17 protein-coding genes and 1 pseudogene are annotated in these 13,779 nt (G+C 41.1%); 6 read left to right on the top strand and 12 right to left on the bottom strand.

Features of this window, described 5'->3' with window-relative positions:
- The first annotated feature begins 5 nt into the window (after positions 1-5).
- Positions 6-1,295, top strand: coding sequence for a KAP family P-loop NTPase fold protein (locus ABF638_RS23060; protein ID WP_435025294.1), 1,290 nt, complete (start codon positions 6-8; stop codon positions 1,293-1,295).
- A gap of 44 nt (positions 1,296-1,339) precedes the next feature.
- On the top strand, positions 1,340-1,609 hold the full coding sequence (locus ABF638_RS23065; RefSeq protein WP_435025296.1) for a hypothetical protein: 270 nt from the start codon (positions 1,340-1,342) through the stop codon (positions 1,607-1,609).
- 758 nt (positions 1,610-2,367) lie between these two features.
- Here the strand turns inward: ABF638_RS23065 and ABF638_RS23070 are convergent.
- The 10 genes from ABF638_RS23070 to ABF638_RS23115 all read right to left on the bottom strand — a co-directional run bounded on the left by ABF638_RS23070 (position 2,368) and on the right by ABF638_RS23115 (position 8,435).
- Complete coding sequence (locus tag ABF638_RS23070; protein ID WP_114085451.1) at positions 2,368-2,574, bottom strand: hypothetical protein; 207 nt, start codon at positions 2,572-2,574, stop codon at positions 2,368-2,370.
- Between the two features lie 51 nt (positions 2,575-2,625).
- Positions 2,626-2,832 (bottom strand): hypothetical protein, encoded by a 207-nt coding sequence (locus ABF638_RS23075; protein ID WP_435025297.1) that lies wholly within the window; start codon positions 2,830-2,832, stop codon positions 2,626-2,628.
- A gap of 69 nt (positions 2,833-2,901) precedes the next feature.
- On the bottom strand, positions 2,902-4,356 hold the full coding sequence (locus tag ABF638_RS23080; RefSeq protein ID WP_435025298.1) for a hypothetical protein: 1,455 nt from the start codon (positions 4,354-4,356) through the stop codon (positions 2,902-2,904).
- On the bottom strand, positions 4,353-4,943 hold the full coding sequence (locus ABF638_RS23085; protein ID WP_435025299.1) for a hypothetical protein: 591 nt from the start codon (positions 4,941-4,943) through the stop codon (positions 4,353-4,355). The genes ABF638_RS23080 and ABF638_RS23085 overlap by 4 nt, the downstream gene beginning before the upstream one ends.
- Before the next feature lie 58 nt (positions 4,944-5,001).
- Positions 5,002-5,649 carry a hypothetical protein gene (locus ABF638_RS23090; RefSeq protein ID WP_435025300.1) on the bottom strand — a complete coding sequence of 216 codons (648 nt, stop codon included), beginning with the start codon at positions 5,647-5,649 and terminating at the stop codon, positions 5,002-5,004.
- A gap of 128 nt (positions 5,650-5,777) precedes the next feature.
- Positions 5,778-6,428 (bottom strand): hypothetical protein, encoded by a 651-nt coding sequence (locus ABF638_RS23095; protein ID WP_435025301.1) that lies wholly within the window; start codon positions 6,426-6,428, stop codon positions 5,778-5,780.
- Between the two features lie 12 nt (positions 6,429-6,440).
- A complete protein-coding gene (locus tag ABF638_RS23100) occupies positions 6,441-6,950 on the bottom strand; it encodes a hypothetical protein (protein WP_435025302.1) in 510 nt (169 codons plus the stop codon).
- Positions 6,951-7,519: 569 nt separating this feature from the next.
- On the bottom strand, positions 7,520-8,032 hold the full coding sequence (locus ABF638_RS23105) for a hypothetical protein (protein ID WP_435025303.1): 513 nt from the start codon (positions 8,030-8,032) through the stop codon (positions 7,520-7,522).
- Between the two features lie 6 nt (positions 8,033-8,038).
- Positions 8,039-8,269: a hypothetical protein gene (locus ABF638_RS23110; RefSeq protein ID WP_114085582.1), complete on the bottom strand. Its 231-nt coding sequence runs from the start codon at positions 8,267-8,269 to the stop codon at positions 8,039-8,041.
- A gap of 25 nt (positions 8,270-8,294) precedes the next feature.
- On the bottom strand, positions 8,295-8,435 hold the full coding sequence (locus ABF638_RS23115; RefSeq protein ID WP_190937639.1) for a hypothetical protein: 141 nt from the start codon (positions 8,433-8,435) through the stop codon (positions 8,295-8,297).
- Positions 8,436-8,569: 134 nt separating this feature from the next.
- Between ABF638_RS23115 and ABF638_RS23120 the strand changes: the two genes are divergently transcribed.
- The 4 genes from ABF638_RS23120 to dnaB all read left to right on the top strand — a co-directional run bounded on the left by ABF638_RS23120 (position 8,570) and on the right by dnaB (position 11,780).
- Positions 8,570-8,776: a ribbon-helix-helix domain-containing protein gene (locus tag ABF638_RS23120; RefSeq protein ID WP_242065072.1), complete on the top strand. Its 207-nt coding sequence runs from the start codon at positions 8,570-8,572 to the stop codon at positions 8,774-8,776.
- A 1-nt stretch (position 8,777) separates the two neighbouring features.
- The gene (locus ABF638_RS23125; protein ID WP_190937646.1) at positions 8,778-8,921 is read left to right on the top strand and encodes a hypothetical protein; all 144 of its coding nucleotides are present in this window, start codon (positions 8,778-8,780) and stop codon (positions 8,919-8,921) included.
- A gap of 221 nt (positions 8,922-9,142) precedes the next feature.
- The gene (locus tag ABF638_RS23130; RefSeq protein WP_435025304.1) at positions 9,143-10,318 is read left to right on the top strand and encodes a hypothetical protein; all 1,176 of its coding nucleotides are present in this window, start codon (positions 9,143-9,145) and stop codon (positions 10,316-10,318) included.
- A 73-nt stretch (positions 10,319-10,391) separates the two neighbouring features.
- The gene (gene dnaB, locus ABF638_RS23135; RefSeq protein ID WP_435025305.1) at positions 10,392-11,780 is read left to right on the top strand and encodes a replicative DNA helicase; all 1,389 of its coding nucleotides are present in this window, start codon (positions 10,392-10,394) and stop codon (positions 11,778-11,780) included.
- Between the two features lie 223 nt (positions 11,781-12,003).
- Here dnaB and ABF638_RS23140 read toward each other — a convergent pair whose 3' ends face one another.
- Together ABF638_RS23140 and ABF638_RS23145 are read right to left on the bottom strand one after the other, a co-directional pair.
- Positions 12,004-13,017 (bottom strand): hypothetical protein, encoded by a 1,014-nt coding sequence (locus ABF638_RS23140; RefSeq protein WP_435025306.1) that lies wholly within the window; start codon positions 13,015-13,017, stop codon positions 12,004-12,006.
- Positions 13,018-13,233: 216 nt separating this feature from the next.
- A pseudogene (locus tag ABF638_RS23145) lies at positions 13,234-13,779 on the bottom strand (NACHT domain-containing protein); the annotation flags it as partial.

Raw genomic sequence — 13,779 nt, forward strand, 5'->3', positions numbered from 1 at the left:
AGTTTATGAATGTGAATGAAGATGTAATGTCTATCTTAGCACAACCTAAAGACACTGAGCTAATAAATAGCCCTGATACGTTATCTAGAAACTATGGTGTTTCTTTAGAGAAAGCTAAGAAAATTGCAGAAATATTGAAATCACCTAGACCAGATATATTGAGTGATTTTCCTACAAATATAGACTTGCTCAACTTTAATACGCTAGTACGCACGATTTCTAACGTTGTCCTATCTGAAAGTACCCAAACTCCTCTAACGATTTGCATTGATGGAGAGTGGGGTTCTGGAAAGACAAGCATTCTTAAGATGATCGAAGCTCAAGCTAGAATGCTAAATTTTGCTTGTATCTGGGTTAATGCTTGGAATTTGAATAATTTACAAGATATGACCTCAACAATAAATAATGAAATTTTGCGTGAATTTGAACTCCAAGGAGATCCCGATGAGGATTCTAATAAAGAGAACTTGCGTACATATCTCTGGCAATGGGCTAAGTCGCCCACCAATTTTAGCAAAGTTGTTGAAACACTACTTCAGGAAAGTGGGAAAGATGAGTCACGCTTAATTGTTTTTATTGATGATATAGATAGAGCTTTTCCTGAGCAAATACTAATGATGTTAAAGAGCTTAAAACTTATTTTAGAAAGCTCAAACTGTATATTTATATTAGCAATGGATGTAGATGTTGTTGCACAGTCACTTGCAAAAGCGTATATCAAACAAAATTTAGCTAACTCAAATGCAATTATATCTATAAATTCTTCAGATGGTTCCTCCGTAACGATTGACCAGTTAACTAACACTGTAAGCTTTCCAGATGGAGAAGATAAATTAACTAAAGATTTTGGATACAAATATTTAGAAAAGCTTATACAAATTCAACTAAAAGTCCCTCGTTTAACACGCAAAATAATTCGGGATTATCTACAACAACTTAATATTATAGATGAAGTAATAGAAATTATTAATATGGCACCCGATAATGAAATTCTTAACCCAAGACGCTTAAAACAATATATCAACTGGTTAAGTATATCATTGCAATTGATTATTGCTTTACCAATATCATCTACAGTTAGTAATTTGACAGCTCTTCGTACACTTGCTTTGCGATATGATTATCCAGATGTTTATGACCAAATCATTGAAAGCGATAATGTTTATGAAGTTCTGAACCATTACCCTCATCTTAAGTTTTTATTAGACTATGGATCATTTGTAAGAGGAATACGTGAATTTGATAACTTTTTAAGTGAAATACCAATGTTAAACGTGAAGCGAAGGCAGTCGTAAGATTATATCTAGGAATTGTTTAACTATTAAAAGAGGGGCAACTAATGTCACGTACTTGGGGAGATGAATTGGATTCAAGCGTTCAGCAAACATTTGACATGATAAGACCATTACTCATAAGAGCTTGCAAGCCAATTGCTATGTCATTTGAGGAGATTAAGGAGCGTTATAACATTAATGTAGACAGTGCTGAACTTGAAGTAAATTTTAACTTTAGTGCAACAGGTATACCTTATGTTGTGAGTTCTAAGCAAGACTCTAGCATAACTATCAAATTACACTTGAGTCCCAACATGAAAGAAAATCAAAGTTAAAGCTGAAACTTTTTCTTCGTAGGAGCTTCAGATCAACAGAAGCAGTGAGGATATCAAAATTACTTCAACCTCATTATCTGATGATGCCCCGACGAACTGGGGACGCTTCGTTTAGAGCGGGTGGAGTCAGGGCAAACGCATCTAAAGTATAAGAATCCTTTAATAGCAGGGGTTTGGGCGTTTTATAATTTAGCCTATTTTTGGAGCAAGATCCTTATCCAGTAAGGTTTTCAGAAAACCCGTGCGTTTGCCCTGCGGGTCGAGTGGCCCGCCACCCGCTCTACCGCAGTTCTTGACAGCTAAGGAATCGCTTCTCTAACGATTAATCACCAAAATCAATCGGTTGACCGTTGAAATGCTTGTGAATGCTTAATGAGTCAACCAACTAGGAATTGTGACCTTTTTCTCTAATTCTGCACCGCCTGATGAATTGTTTAAACCGTTAATTATTGCCAGGAGCCAAAAATTAAAATGTTGGCAAGCAGATGGAATCCAATAGCTGACATAAACACCCAAAACTACTTTTGAGAAATAAGAAAATACATTGGAGGTTTTGGAGCTATGCCGGAACTAAGCCACTCATCAGGCAGATAGGATCATCACCCGGCATACACTCCAAAACCCCCTCTTTTATTAGGACTAGCCCCGACCGAGCAGTATTGAGTGTGCAACATCAGCGCCTAAAACCCTTGTAAACAAGCACTCTTAACTTTACAGCGTCTACATCTATCTGTAGACATGAGAGATTCGGGTGCGAGTCAAAGATAAGAATCCACAAGTTTCCCCTGAGTTGACCACTTCTCATCTAGAAGGCGACAAGCGACATAAACAACATTTTGAGGATTGCGCTTGTGTCTTCCATTCGTACCCCAAGAACGAACAGTATAATCACCTTGATAACCTAAAACAAGTGCTAGCTCGTCGTAAGTTAACTGCCATTTTTTCTTAAATTCTATTGGGTGCATAGTATTCACCTATTTCAAGTAATTAATTAGCAGAGACGCAAAGAGAAATTATCAAAGGTAAGAATCTATAACTTTGCCCTCAGCCGACCATTTTTCATCTAGAAGGCGACAAGCAACATAAGCAACTTTTTGAGGATTGCGCTTGTGCCCTCCATTTATCCCCCAACAACGGACAGTGAAATCATTTTCGTAACCTAAGACGAGTGCTAAATCGTTGTAAGTTAATTGCCACTTTTTCTTAAATTCTATTGGGTGCATAAATGTAAATCCCTCACTATTTTTAATCGACAAAGTTTTCAGTTTTTGTGACTCACGAGAAATATTTATCTAACGAGCGCTAATAAATCTGAGCAAGCTATCAGGATAAAACCAGTCTGGAACTGTAACGCGCTCCGATTCAATCAGATTTCCGTCGTCATCATAAAGACCACTAATTTCAGCATGGTTTAGAGGTACGCGACCGTTCTTTGACTTGCGCTTGATTTGGATAGTTTCGCTTTGCCTTAAATCATTAAAACCCTCAGCATTACCACTTGCTGCATTAGTAAAAGCATGAGAAATACAAACTAGATATTCGGCAGCCTTGCGAACGTCAGTAAGTGAATGTCTCACAAATTTTTTGACTGATTCTTTACAATCATCTTGCAGAGAAAGCTGTGTCAATTCATCCCAAAGTGTTTGAATAGGGGTGTCGTTTTCTGTGCGGTCACTCCAACGTTGAACAGCTTCATCCATTGCCTCACCAATAGCTAAATAATCGTTGCGCTCGCCGATTAATTCCGGCTCTAAAGGAATCAACAACTTCCAAGCTTTAGCTCTGTTCTTATGTCCATGAGCGTCAACGATTGATGTAATATTCCAATCAAAAATCGCCTTCCTACACATAACAATTGATGCAGCAAAACTGCTTTTACCACTACCTTGGCCTCCTAGTACCCAAACTGGTTTTGTTGATTCGATGACATCCCATAGCCAGCCACCCTCATGATTTTTCAATAGTTGAACTAATTCTTGGGCGGTCGTTCCTTGTGGAGCCGATACTTTTTCACTACTGGGATTGATGTTTTCTGCGTCCGCCTTGCGCTTGTCTCTTCTGTTTTCAGCAATGGATTTATCAGCTACGGAGTCAGCGACCGCGAACTGTTTTTTAGTGTTATCAAACTGTAAATGTTCAAGCTCTGACTGACGCTGATACTGTTGTTGCAATTCCTCAAGAGAGATATAGCGTTCTTGGACTAACAAATTATCAGCGCGTCTGTCGATGTCCTTCTTATGCTTGTCTGAAATCCGTGCTGATTCATGTGACTGCAAATCACGCTCAGTCCTAGTAATTAAACCTTGGCGCTTAATAGCTGTCTTAAAATATTCGAGACGTTGAAAACTTGACTCGTTATCAATCTCATCTTTTGCAGCCCAGCAGTAATAACCCATCCAGACAAAAGCAGGTGCGACTAATAACCACAGGCTAGGATTCTCTGATGGAGCCAAATCTGACGTAATGAAAGCACCATCAGGGAGAGACACAACATCATTAAACTGTCGTGACTTCCATACTTCTGTGAGCAATCTGTACTTGAAACGACAGTATTTGTTATCAAGTGCCGATTGTGATTGTGTGGGTTTGTTATAGTACTTCATTGTCCGTTTATTAGCTGTTACCGGACAAAATCGCACTTCAGTAAACTGATAAGGGTGCGGTGTCTGCCCATAGTAATAAGCGCTGAAAAGCCCCAGAAGTAAAGCTGTGACAGCACCAATTTTCAGTAGGGGTTGAGCCTTCATGACTTGGATTTGTGGATGCCGTAAACAACACCACCTGCGACTAATGCACCCACCACAAACACAATAGTTTTGTCTGATTCTGGCAGACGGTTAAAATCTTCTACAGTCGCTTTGATGTTGTCATAAGTCTTGTGTGAGTTCTGCATTGTGGTGTAAAAATCACCGATGGCAGTCCACAAAATGAAGCATCCGAATATTGTTTGAAAGAGAAATTTTATCGCCTTGTCCATGTCCGTAAAAACCCATCCTTCAGGAGACTTATTTACGGTGAACTCCAACAAATCACGATTAACTATTTGATTAATCCCCAACACAATAGCGACCGCAGGCATTAGCCCAGCCGAGCCTGTAGCTATTACTAAATACTTAGCCAAGCAATAGGAAGTAACACCCCAGCCGCAAGACTCAATACCTTTGAGAACAGCGCGACTGCGATTAAGCTTTTCAATTTCCTTCGCTTTGAATCTTCTAATAGCTTCTTGTTCATCCTGGGTAAATGCAGTATCAGGAAAGTCTTGATAGAAGCGTGATTGTTCAGTGTCCCCGTTTTGCAATTCGGTGTCAAGTTCATCTAACATTGTTGTCATCACTAACTTTGATTTCCCCTACTGAGCGCTTACTTAGTAGGGGATTTAACTATGTTGACTACTCGAAAATCGTAGAAACAGCAGTGCGGAACGCTTGCACTAATTTGTTGGTTGTGAATGACTTACGAGGTACTAAATCAAGGTCTGAGCTTTCACCGTATGTTAGTAGGTGTTTAGCTTTCTCCATCTCATAAGTTCTGTCAGCGTCTAGCTGTGCCTTTACAGGTCGGGCTAACTGCGATTTAGAAGCTGCTAAATGGTCAACTTGGCTGATATGGTAGTCGATGTAAGCCTTGAGCTTAACTAGGTCGATGCTTTCTCTGTAGCGCTGATTCTCTAGTGTGCGGTCGCTGGCCAGTTTCAATCCGATTTCTGAGCGCTCATGACCATACTTTAAATTTGCGATCGTTAAATCAGCACTGGCTTTGTCGAGAGCGATACCAGACGCACCAGCTTGCTTGTAAATCTCTGCAAGTCCTTTGTTATATTCCTCAGTGCCTTTGATGAACGCTGACAGGTTATCTGTGATGTAGGGCATGATGGTTAAGATCCGTTCGCCCTCGTTGCCCATTTCCCCTACTTTGGTCAACGCTGCATCGTCACCATTGATGCAACCCATGATTAAGTTGTCTGCAACGCCTAACTTTTCAGCCCTAGCTTTCAGCTTTTTACCATGCTTGCCGACCAAATTCTTGATATGCTTCACGTTTTTGACTCCTGTATGTGCAACATTCCGTCATAAACCATTGAGAGAGGGGAGCCGCGAGTGCAATTATTAACGGTATCCCCACAAGCCCAATCAACAAATGTTTGTAAGTGAGCTTGCCTCCAGGCTTAATCGATGATTCCGGCGAAAGATAACGCGAGGTCTGCAAACTGGCTTTTGTAGTCCAGGGCGGTGGCCTCCATCGCTTGCTTGATTTGGGTCAGTTCACTGCCAGCAACATCATCCATTTCTGCGAGTGTCTGCCTGATTTCGTCGGCTTTGCGTCGGATTTTTGATACTTCTTGATTCTTGAATTCCCTTGCAAAGTGGACGAGGGCGTTAAAAATCGCCTCGTTTAACTCTTTTCTGGATGCGAAGGTAGAAGCGATAGACACTGTAATCTGTTTCACATCCGCCGCTTTGAGTTCAATTCCCGCGCCCTGTGCAATGTCTGCAACGAGGGCTTGCTTTTCTTGCTCACTCAGCACAATCTGATTCTCTGATTCGGCAACTGTAAGCTGATTAGATTCAACTTCAGGCTGTGCATCTTCTGACCCTACTAGAAACGTTTCTTCAACGGGTTCATCAGTTACAGATAATTGGCTTGTCGATTTGACTTTGAGATAATCAACGGCTTGGCTCAATTGGTCTTTGGTGGGATTGTCAAGGTCATCACACTCGACAGCGATCGCTGCCAAAGTATAATCATCTTTAGTGAATCCTTGATAACCCTGTTTGTACAAACGAGCGCGGACATTGTTAGTAAACTTGTCAGACATGATGATTGCTCCTTAAAGGGCTAGTGTTAAAACTTCGATGGTTGCGGATTTCATCGTTTGCGAACGCTTGTTAATTGCCCATTTAGCAGCAATAAACGCAACAAGGGCTAAATCTTTGCTGTGGTAAATATTTTCAGCGCTGAAAGATAGTCCGGCTTTCTCAAACCAGTAGTAACGAGTGCTGCGCGGTACGTCGTCAAGGTTGATTTTTAAATAGTCTGCCAGCGCTACTAAAAAACTCTTGCCGTTGTAGCTAGCGTCTAATTCATAGAAGTGCTTGAAAACTTGCCAGCGCTCATTAAATCCTTTGCTAGCAGGGGTTAGCGCACCGTAGCGCCGCCGAATTCCTGCAAATGTCTCAACTATTTTTTGAGCCGAAGCTGATTCTACATCTAAGCTAAAACGCTGTTTGAGAAAAGCTACTACTCGATACCAAGTGATATCTGAAATTTCTTTACCCATCTCGCGCTGATAAATCTGTTTCAGGTGGCGATACTTAGCTGAATATACTTTTGTTGTCACACTACCTCCGTACTACTATTTAAGTTGGTCAAAAATTAACTGGACATCCGGTTATGCCAAGGTATTTGATATAGCCCTGAGTCTGATTCGAGGTATTTGATATAGTCCTGAGTCTGACGACTATCAATAACCTTGGAAAAAAGACTTTGGACGGGCTTTACTAGCCAAAATTTCTCGGCTATAACCACGTAATAACAAGGTTTGTCAGCTTTTAAGACATACTGACACTTTCTCGTTTACCCCCATGAATACGCCCCAGTCAGCCTAGTTAGAGGATTCATGTATGGGAAAAATTTCTCGCTCCGAGTTAGAACAAACTCAGCTGTATTGAGTTCCTAGTTATCTCTGCTGTGTGCTGTTTATATAAGCTCGGCACTTCGTAGCAGCGTCTTAGCACCTTGTCCCGATTGAGCTTTAAGTCAGCGCTCTTAGACTGACGCGGTAAAGGACGGAAATAATATTGTGTGTGTCGGATACTATCGCTACTGGTTAAATATCTGTACAGCGTTCCATTAATCCAGTAAGTTTTGCTCTGGCTCAACAGTGTGACGCATCCTACAAGCTCTTTATCAATCATCATTTTTATCTCCTGCGACACACGCGCCCGTTAAGCTTGCACCTAGAAAGACCGCGATAGATGCAATGGCGCTTCCTTCAAAAATTTTGGCGTTGTAGATCCATGTGGGTTGATATTCCTCGCCTCTACTTTCCTCAATCCGGTCAAACCCGTGACAAAAGATAGAACCAACTACCATAAAACTAGTAGTTACCAAGCTCACAATTGCTACTGATGACGCTCCATTAAGTATGAATGAGTTAATCTTTTCACGCCAAGTTTTCACACGGCGAATGTGCATTACTGGCTTTTGTTCTAGATATGAATGCCACTCTTCATTAGTAAAATTTGAGGGATTGTAATCACAGGGTTCATGTTCGTCAAGTAGTTCGGCCACTGCTTGTATTGCATCCCCTATCATCACATCTGGAGAGTATTCTAGTTGTCTGAATTCTTCCGAATCTCGAATTTCTCTGAGCCAGCGATCTATTGCTTCTAACCTTCGTAATTGGTTTTGGTGGAGCATAAATCCTTATCCTTCTTTTTGTTTATTTCTGTGGACTTTGAATTGCTTACAAGCCCACTCAAAGCTGTAGTTGAGAGTGTCTGCAACCGCTTCCCATTCCTCAAGATTCATTGCTTGCAGGATGCTTGCGTCTACAGTCTGTGTCCATCTTTTGAAAGCGACAGTTGCCCAAGTTCCATTGATTTCTGAGATTTGCCACCAAACTGAAAAAGGCAACTTTTTAATATCGATATCCATACTTGGTCTATGTAGTTTTCAAGGTTCAAACACGCACAATTCCCGCGACCGCAGATATAAAGCGATCGCTATGCAAATGTGCTGATAAATAGCGAAAATTAGTGGTCAAAGTCAGCGCTTGCAAGCCTTGCAACCCTCGAAAGGAAGTCGCCTTAGCGTTTTGCACTTGGGTCTTACTTGCGTCTGCCTTAAGTTATTGACGTATCGATAACCTTGACACTAATATATTAATAGATAAGTTCTGAACTTGTCAACTAAGTTCGGAACTGCTTAGAACCAGATGCTTTTTGACAAGTTTTGATGTTAACTGAAAATGTCGGAATATATCAGAACTTTTCTAATATAATGGCAACGTCAAAGGCAAAAGTAACTTTTACATGCAGTCCTGAGTTAAAAGAAAAACTACAAGAATGGGCGGACAGCGAAAGCCGAACGCTATCAAATTTAGTTGAACTGATCACCCAACAAGCAGTAACAAACCATGAAAACAAAGTGAGCAACAAGTAATATGATTAACGCTTACCAACCGGACATCACAGCACAACTAGACGATATAGACGAGCGCTTAGAACAATTGGGTGATGAATTAGACATTATCCCCACAATACAAAACGGTATGAGGCGGGAAGGCGCAAACAATCAACAGATTTAGCGTCTCTCATACACAAATCCCCACTAGTGGCAACTAGAGGGGATGCGTACCAGAGGAGACTGGATTTTCATTAATTTTTTTGTCATAACGCGGGTAACTCCGAACTGAAAATGTCCTGCAAGACTTTTCGGAACCGCGACCGCACTACTATAGTAATCAACTTTGCGGTCGCCGTGCAAGGAGTTATCCGAAATCAACACAAAATTTCGGAATGTTACAAAATGAAATCTCAAAGCGTAGACAGTGCGATCGCGAATCAGGCATTAGCAGCATATAGAGCAACCCACGGCTACGAACCTTCATTTACCAAGCTTTACTGGTGTGTGGCAAACGAAGTGGGTGTTTGCGAGGCTTTACTAATTCAAATTATTGAAAGCTGGTGTATTGCTAACGCGAAGAATAACAAGCGCGGATACTTACACAATGAGGAATGGTGGACTAGTGCTACTTACAGCGCATGGGCAGAAAGATATCCTTCACTGGGTACACAGAAAAGTATCCAAAAAAGGTTATTAGCTCTAGAAAAACTTGGTTATGTGATTGCCTGTCAGCCCAGGAAGAAAGAAGGCAGTAGCGCCAAATTCTATCGTGTGGATGCCGTCAAAGTAGGAGCATTGATTCTTCAGGGTCTATCCGTGGTCACTAATAGTGACGATGTAAATAATACGAGATTATCCGTGGTCACTAATAGTGATGGGGTAGTCACTAATAGTGATGGGGTAGTCACTATTAGTGATGTCCCACCCCCTTTAAAGTCAGTCGCAGAACAGCTTTCAGCGTCTTTATTAGATTACAGAAATAAATTACCTCAATCCATCACTGGAGAGACGGAGGAAAAAGAAAAAGAAGAAAGGAAAGAAACTGACCAAGAAAAAGCACTTCCAGATAATCACTACGCTGTTAATAAAAAGAAAGTCTCTGCAACTAACGAGAAATCCACTCATGAGGATCTAAATTCCGGCGCGGCGCGTGAGAATCATTCTCAAATTTTGGTTTTTAGTGATGACCCAGTTAAAGAAGTAGATTTCCTGCTTTACTATCAGACCTATCAGCGATCGCAGAACAAAGACATTAACAACGTTGCCCCATACGTAGCCGCAGTGCTTTCTAAGAAAGATGAAGGTAGTACAGAGATATTTTGCTTATTTGAGCAATGGAAAGCGGGTTGCAGGAAATTAGAGCGCAAAATTAACAACTTTGCTGATGACCCCGCAGAAGTAGAGAAACAGCGCAAGAAGTATGATTTTCCCAGATGGGAGGCGCGGATGCACGATCACTACTACAGTATGCTCCAGTCAGAGGGACTATCTAAGTTTTGCAAGCATAAAGTATCTGCCAAATGGTACGAATGGGCAAGCGCCAAGTTTCCTGAAAGATTTGTAGATATTCCTGATTGACCAAGCCCCTTCTCTTCAGGGTTTTGAGTATCTGACTGTAAAAATTTAGACCTAATTCAAATCAGAGATTAATATGTACGCCAATGACGACAACGTAATTCCTTTTGCTACGACAGCCAATAAGCTTCCACCACAGAGCATTGAATCTGAAGAGGCGATACTTGGGGGCATCTTGCTTGACCCAGTAGCCATAGAACGTGTCCGCGACATTTTGAAGCCGCACCACTTCTATATCAGCGCTCATGGTCGTATATACAATGCAGCGCAGAGACTGAATGCTCAAGAATTGCCCACAGACTTGTTGATGATCACGAATTATTTAGCTGATAATAGTTTGTTAGAAATTATCGGCGGTCGAAACAAGTTAGCATCGCTGGTTGACAGGACGGTATCAGCAGTTAACATTGATGCGCTGGCAGGTCTAGTTGTGGAAAAATGGAAGCGCCGAGAACTGGGTAGACTGGCAAGCCTTGCCAGTGAGTTGCAGCACAAGTCCAATGAAGAAACCCCCTTAGAGGAAGCTTTCTCACAATTACAGGACTTTATCTATGAATTGCAGCGTTCGTCTGACACTGCGGGGGCTAGCCACATTTCCGATGTGGTGATTAATCTGTTTCAGGATATTGAAGACCGCAGCCAAGGTAAGGTATTACCTGGGATTCCCACGGGCTTTTATGATCTTGATGCAATGACTTGCGGGTTTAACCGCAATGATTTAGTCATCGTTGCAGGTCGTCCGGCGATGGGGAAATCTGCCTTCGCCGCTCAGATAGCTTTTTATCTAGCCCAAGCTTATCAATTTCCGGTTGTCGTGTTCAGTCTGGAAATGTCAAAGCTACAGATTGCCATGCGTGCGCTTTCTGGTGAGGCTGGCATAGAAAGCGGCTACTTGAAAACTGGGCGCATCTCTAACAAACAATGGGAGCCACTATCACAGGGCATCGGTACACTATCAGAGCTACCTGTTTACCTCGATGACCGCCCAGACCCATCACTGAGCTATATAGAATCTGAGTGCCGTAAAATCATGGCACAAGAGCGCCGTGATTTGGGGTTAATCGTCGTCGATTATCTGCAACTGATGGATGGTAACGGCGGGGGCAACAGAAATAATGAGATAGAAAAGCTCACACGCGGACTGAAGCGTTTAGCGATGAAGTTACAAACACCTGTAATGTGTCTTTCGCAACTATCGAGAGCAGTAGAAAGCCGTAATAACAAACGCCCCATGCTCTCGGATTTACGTGACAGTGGCGGGATTGAGCAGGACGCGGATAAAGTAATCATGTTGTATCGTGATGAATATTACGACCTCAATACGCAAGATAAAGGAATTGCAGAGATTATCCTTGCTAAAAACCGCGACGGGGCCACAGGCACAATCCAACTACTGTTTGATGCACACTTAACAAAATTTAAGAACATGGTGCGATCGCAGTCAACACAAACTGGCTGGGATTAAAAAGCATAGTCAGAGAAACGTTGCTTAACCATGCTGGTTAAGCAACACTCATGTTGCCGTTTCTTACTTTGGATATGAAAGCCAGACAAAGAGAGACTTTTGAGAGCCATTGTTGAGCATCGCTGTTGCGAGGTATTGGCTCAATACCTCTTACATTTAGAGATAAGAAAGCAATTATTAGATAGTGACATCCTTTACAAAATTGCCCTTCAAGCACTTCATCTCAAGGACTTGTTTTTTTCTTTATTTTATACAAAAAAACAAGAAAACCAATCAGACATGGCAAGACTACTAGAGTAACTGTTACAACCAGGTTAATATCGATTTTAGATTTGCTTGAGCTAATAACTATGGTTGTATAAAGAGGAATACGATCTTTTATGTATTTAAAAAACTTGTCTGAATCATCATTTATAATATCAATCCCGGTCTGCTCCTTGAATATTAAGGCAAGTTCTTGCTGTGCTTGATCTGCTTCATCTTTATTCTGCGAGTTTAGTCTCTTATAATCAAATCCCGTTACATTTATATCCAACTGCTCAAGTATCTTTTTAGTTTCATCTCCACGGCTCATGAACTTTACCTCTTCAATATTAAAGGTGATAATTCCTGACTCCGTTTCTTTTCTGTTGAAGACTACATTAAATGATTGGTTTTTAGTAGTTGCACTAACTATTTTTCCAGGGAGTGTTATTCGTATTTCTTTGACAGGTTTGGTATTGCCTAACAAACCACCATATCCGAAAATGCTAGGATTTTGTACTCCTATTTGAAGTTCGTAGTTGGTTTGGAATAAGTTTTCAGTTTTTGTGGGATAGCTCAATTCAATCGCTGGTGTCTCCTTAGTGACATAGCTGAGACAGCTAAATGCTTGTTCAATATCTGTTCTTGAAGAAAAGCTTTGGCTACCACTGACCCCAGCAGCATCATATCTCAGATTTTTTTGGGCCTTGAATCCACAAGATTCAAACTCTTTTTTGATTTTTTGAAAGTATCTTTCTTTTATTTCTTCTGAATCTATACCAGGGCTGGGAGTAGGGCTGGGAGTAGGGCTGGGAGTAGGGCTGGGAGTAGGACTGGGACTGGGGCTGGGGTCTGAATTGAGAGGACTAACAACTATTTGGACGTTGGTTGACAAATCGTCTTTCACCGCAATATTAATCAGATCAACTTCGTCGCCGCATCCCGATAACAAAATTGCAGATACTGCTGTCAGAAAACATTTTTTGGTTCGCATTGATAGTTAAATAGTACATTCCCTAAATTGCTGCCATGTAAAGCTTGAAAGGCTTGCCATGAATGAGTTACACAAAAAATCGCTCTTTTCATCAAAAAACGGAAAAAAAGCTTGTTTTGACTGTACCAGTAAAAGTCTGCCAGATTATAATATACAAATTTTATAATCTACCATCCCGCTCTATTTGTCCGGTTTATTTGAGTTGGTTGTATTTTCCTAATTCCGTTTTAACTTCATTTGGGCAAAGTGGTCTTGCAGCAGTTTGTGGATAAAGCGGTAGCGACTACCAACTCGCTGGAGGAATAATCGCTCGGTGCAGTAGTCGAGGAAACGAGCGTAGTTCCAGGGGATGTTGCGGTTAAAGTAGAGAATGAGGCGTAGGGTGAAGTGTTTAATAACAGGTGTTCCACTTTTACGTATACCTACCAATAATCCCAAACATAATCCAGACACTAAGCTAGAAATTAAAGCTTCATTGAAGCTATTATTAGTTAATATAATTAGTTGAATCAAAAATATTAATATTGCGGAAGGTAAAAAAAACAAGGCTGATAACTTGAATGTATTTTTAGCAGATTGCCAAATACCTTGGTTAGGAATAGTTTTATTTTCTATTTCTAGACCATGAAATCCAAAAATCAGTCCTCCAATTAGTCCTCCAATTAGTCCTCCAATCAGTCCTCCAATCAGCCCAAAAATTAGTCCTTCAATCAGCCCAAAAATTAGTCCTTCAATCAGCCCAAAAATTAGTCCTTCAATCAG

The sequence above is a fragment of the Nostoc sp. CALU 1950 genome (assembly GCF_051172895.1).
Lineage (GTDB): Bacteria > Cyanobacteriota > Cyanobacteriia > Cyanobacteriales > Nostocaceae > Nostoc > Nostoc edaphicum_A.

Bases quoted from the DNA above. Each gene is read 5' to 3' on its own strand.
- ABF638_RS23060 (WP_435025294.1), top strand. From the start codon at position 6: ATGAATGTGAATGAAGATGTAATGTCTATCTTAGCACAACCTAAAGAC.
- ABF638_RS23065 (WP_435025296.1), top strand. From the start codon at position 1,340: ATGTCACGTACTTGGGGAGATGAATTGGATTCAAGCGTTCAGCAAACA.
- ABF638_RS23070 (WP_114085451.1), bottom strand. From the start codon at position 2,574: ATGCACCCAATAGAATTTAAGAAAAAATGGCAGTTAACTTACGACGAG.
- ABF638_RS23075 (WP_435025297.1), bottom strand. From the start codon at position 2,832: ATGCACCCAATAGAATTTAAGAAAAAGTGGCAATTAACTTACAACGAT.
- ABF638_RS23080 (WP_435025298.1), bottom strand. From the start codon at position 4,356: ATGAAGGCTCAACCCCTACTGAAAATTGGTGCTGTCACAGCTTTACTT.
- ABF638_RS23085 (WP_435025299.1), bottom strand. From the start codon at position 4,943: ATGACAACAATGTTAGATGAACTTGACACCGAATTGCAAAACGGGGAC.
- ABF638_RS23095 (WP_435025301.1), bottom strand. From the start codon at position 6,428: ATGTCTGACAAGTTTACTAACAATGTCCGCGCTCGTTTGTACAAACAG.
- ABF638_RS23105 (WP_435025303.1), bottom strand. From the start codon at position 8,032: ATGCTCCACCAAAACCAATTACGAAGGTTAGAAGCAATAGATCGCTGG.
- ABF638_RS23110 (WP_114085582.1), bottom strand. From the start codon at position 8,269: ATGGATATCGATATTAAAAAGTTGCCTTTTTCAGTTTGGTGGCAAATC.
- ABF638_RS23120 (WP_242065072.1), top strand. From the start codon at position 8,570: ATGTTAACTGAAAATGTCGGAATATATCAGAACTTTTCTAATATAATG.
- ABF638_RS23125 (WP_190937646.1), top strand. From the start codon at position 8,778: ATGATTAACGCTTACCAACCGGACATCACAGCACAACTAGACGATATA.
- ABF638_RS23130 (WP_435025304.1), top strand. From the start codon at position 9,143: ATGAAATCTCAAAGCGTAGACAGTGCGATCGCGAATCAGGCATTAGCA.
- dnaB (WP_435025305.1), top strand. From the start codon at position 10,392: ATGTACGCCAATGACGACAACGTAATTCCTTTTGCTACGACAGCCAAT.
- ABF638_RS23140 (WP_435025306.1), bottom strand. From the start codon at position 13,017: ATGCGAACCAAAAAATGTTTTCTGACAGCAGTATCTGCAATTTTGTTA.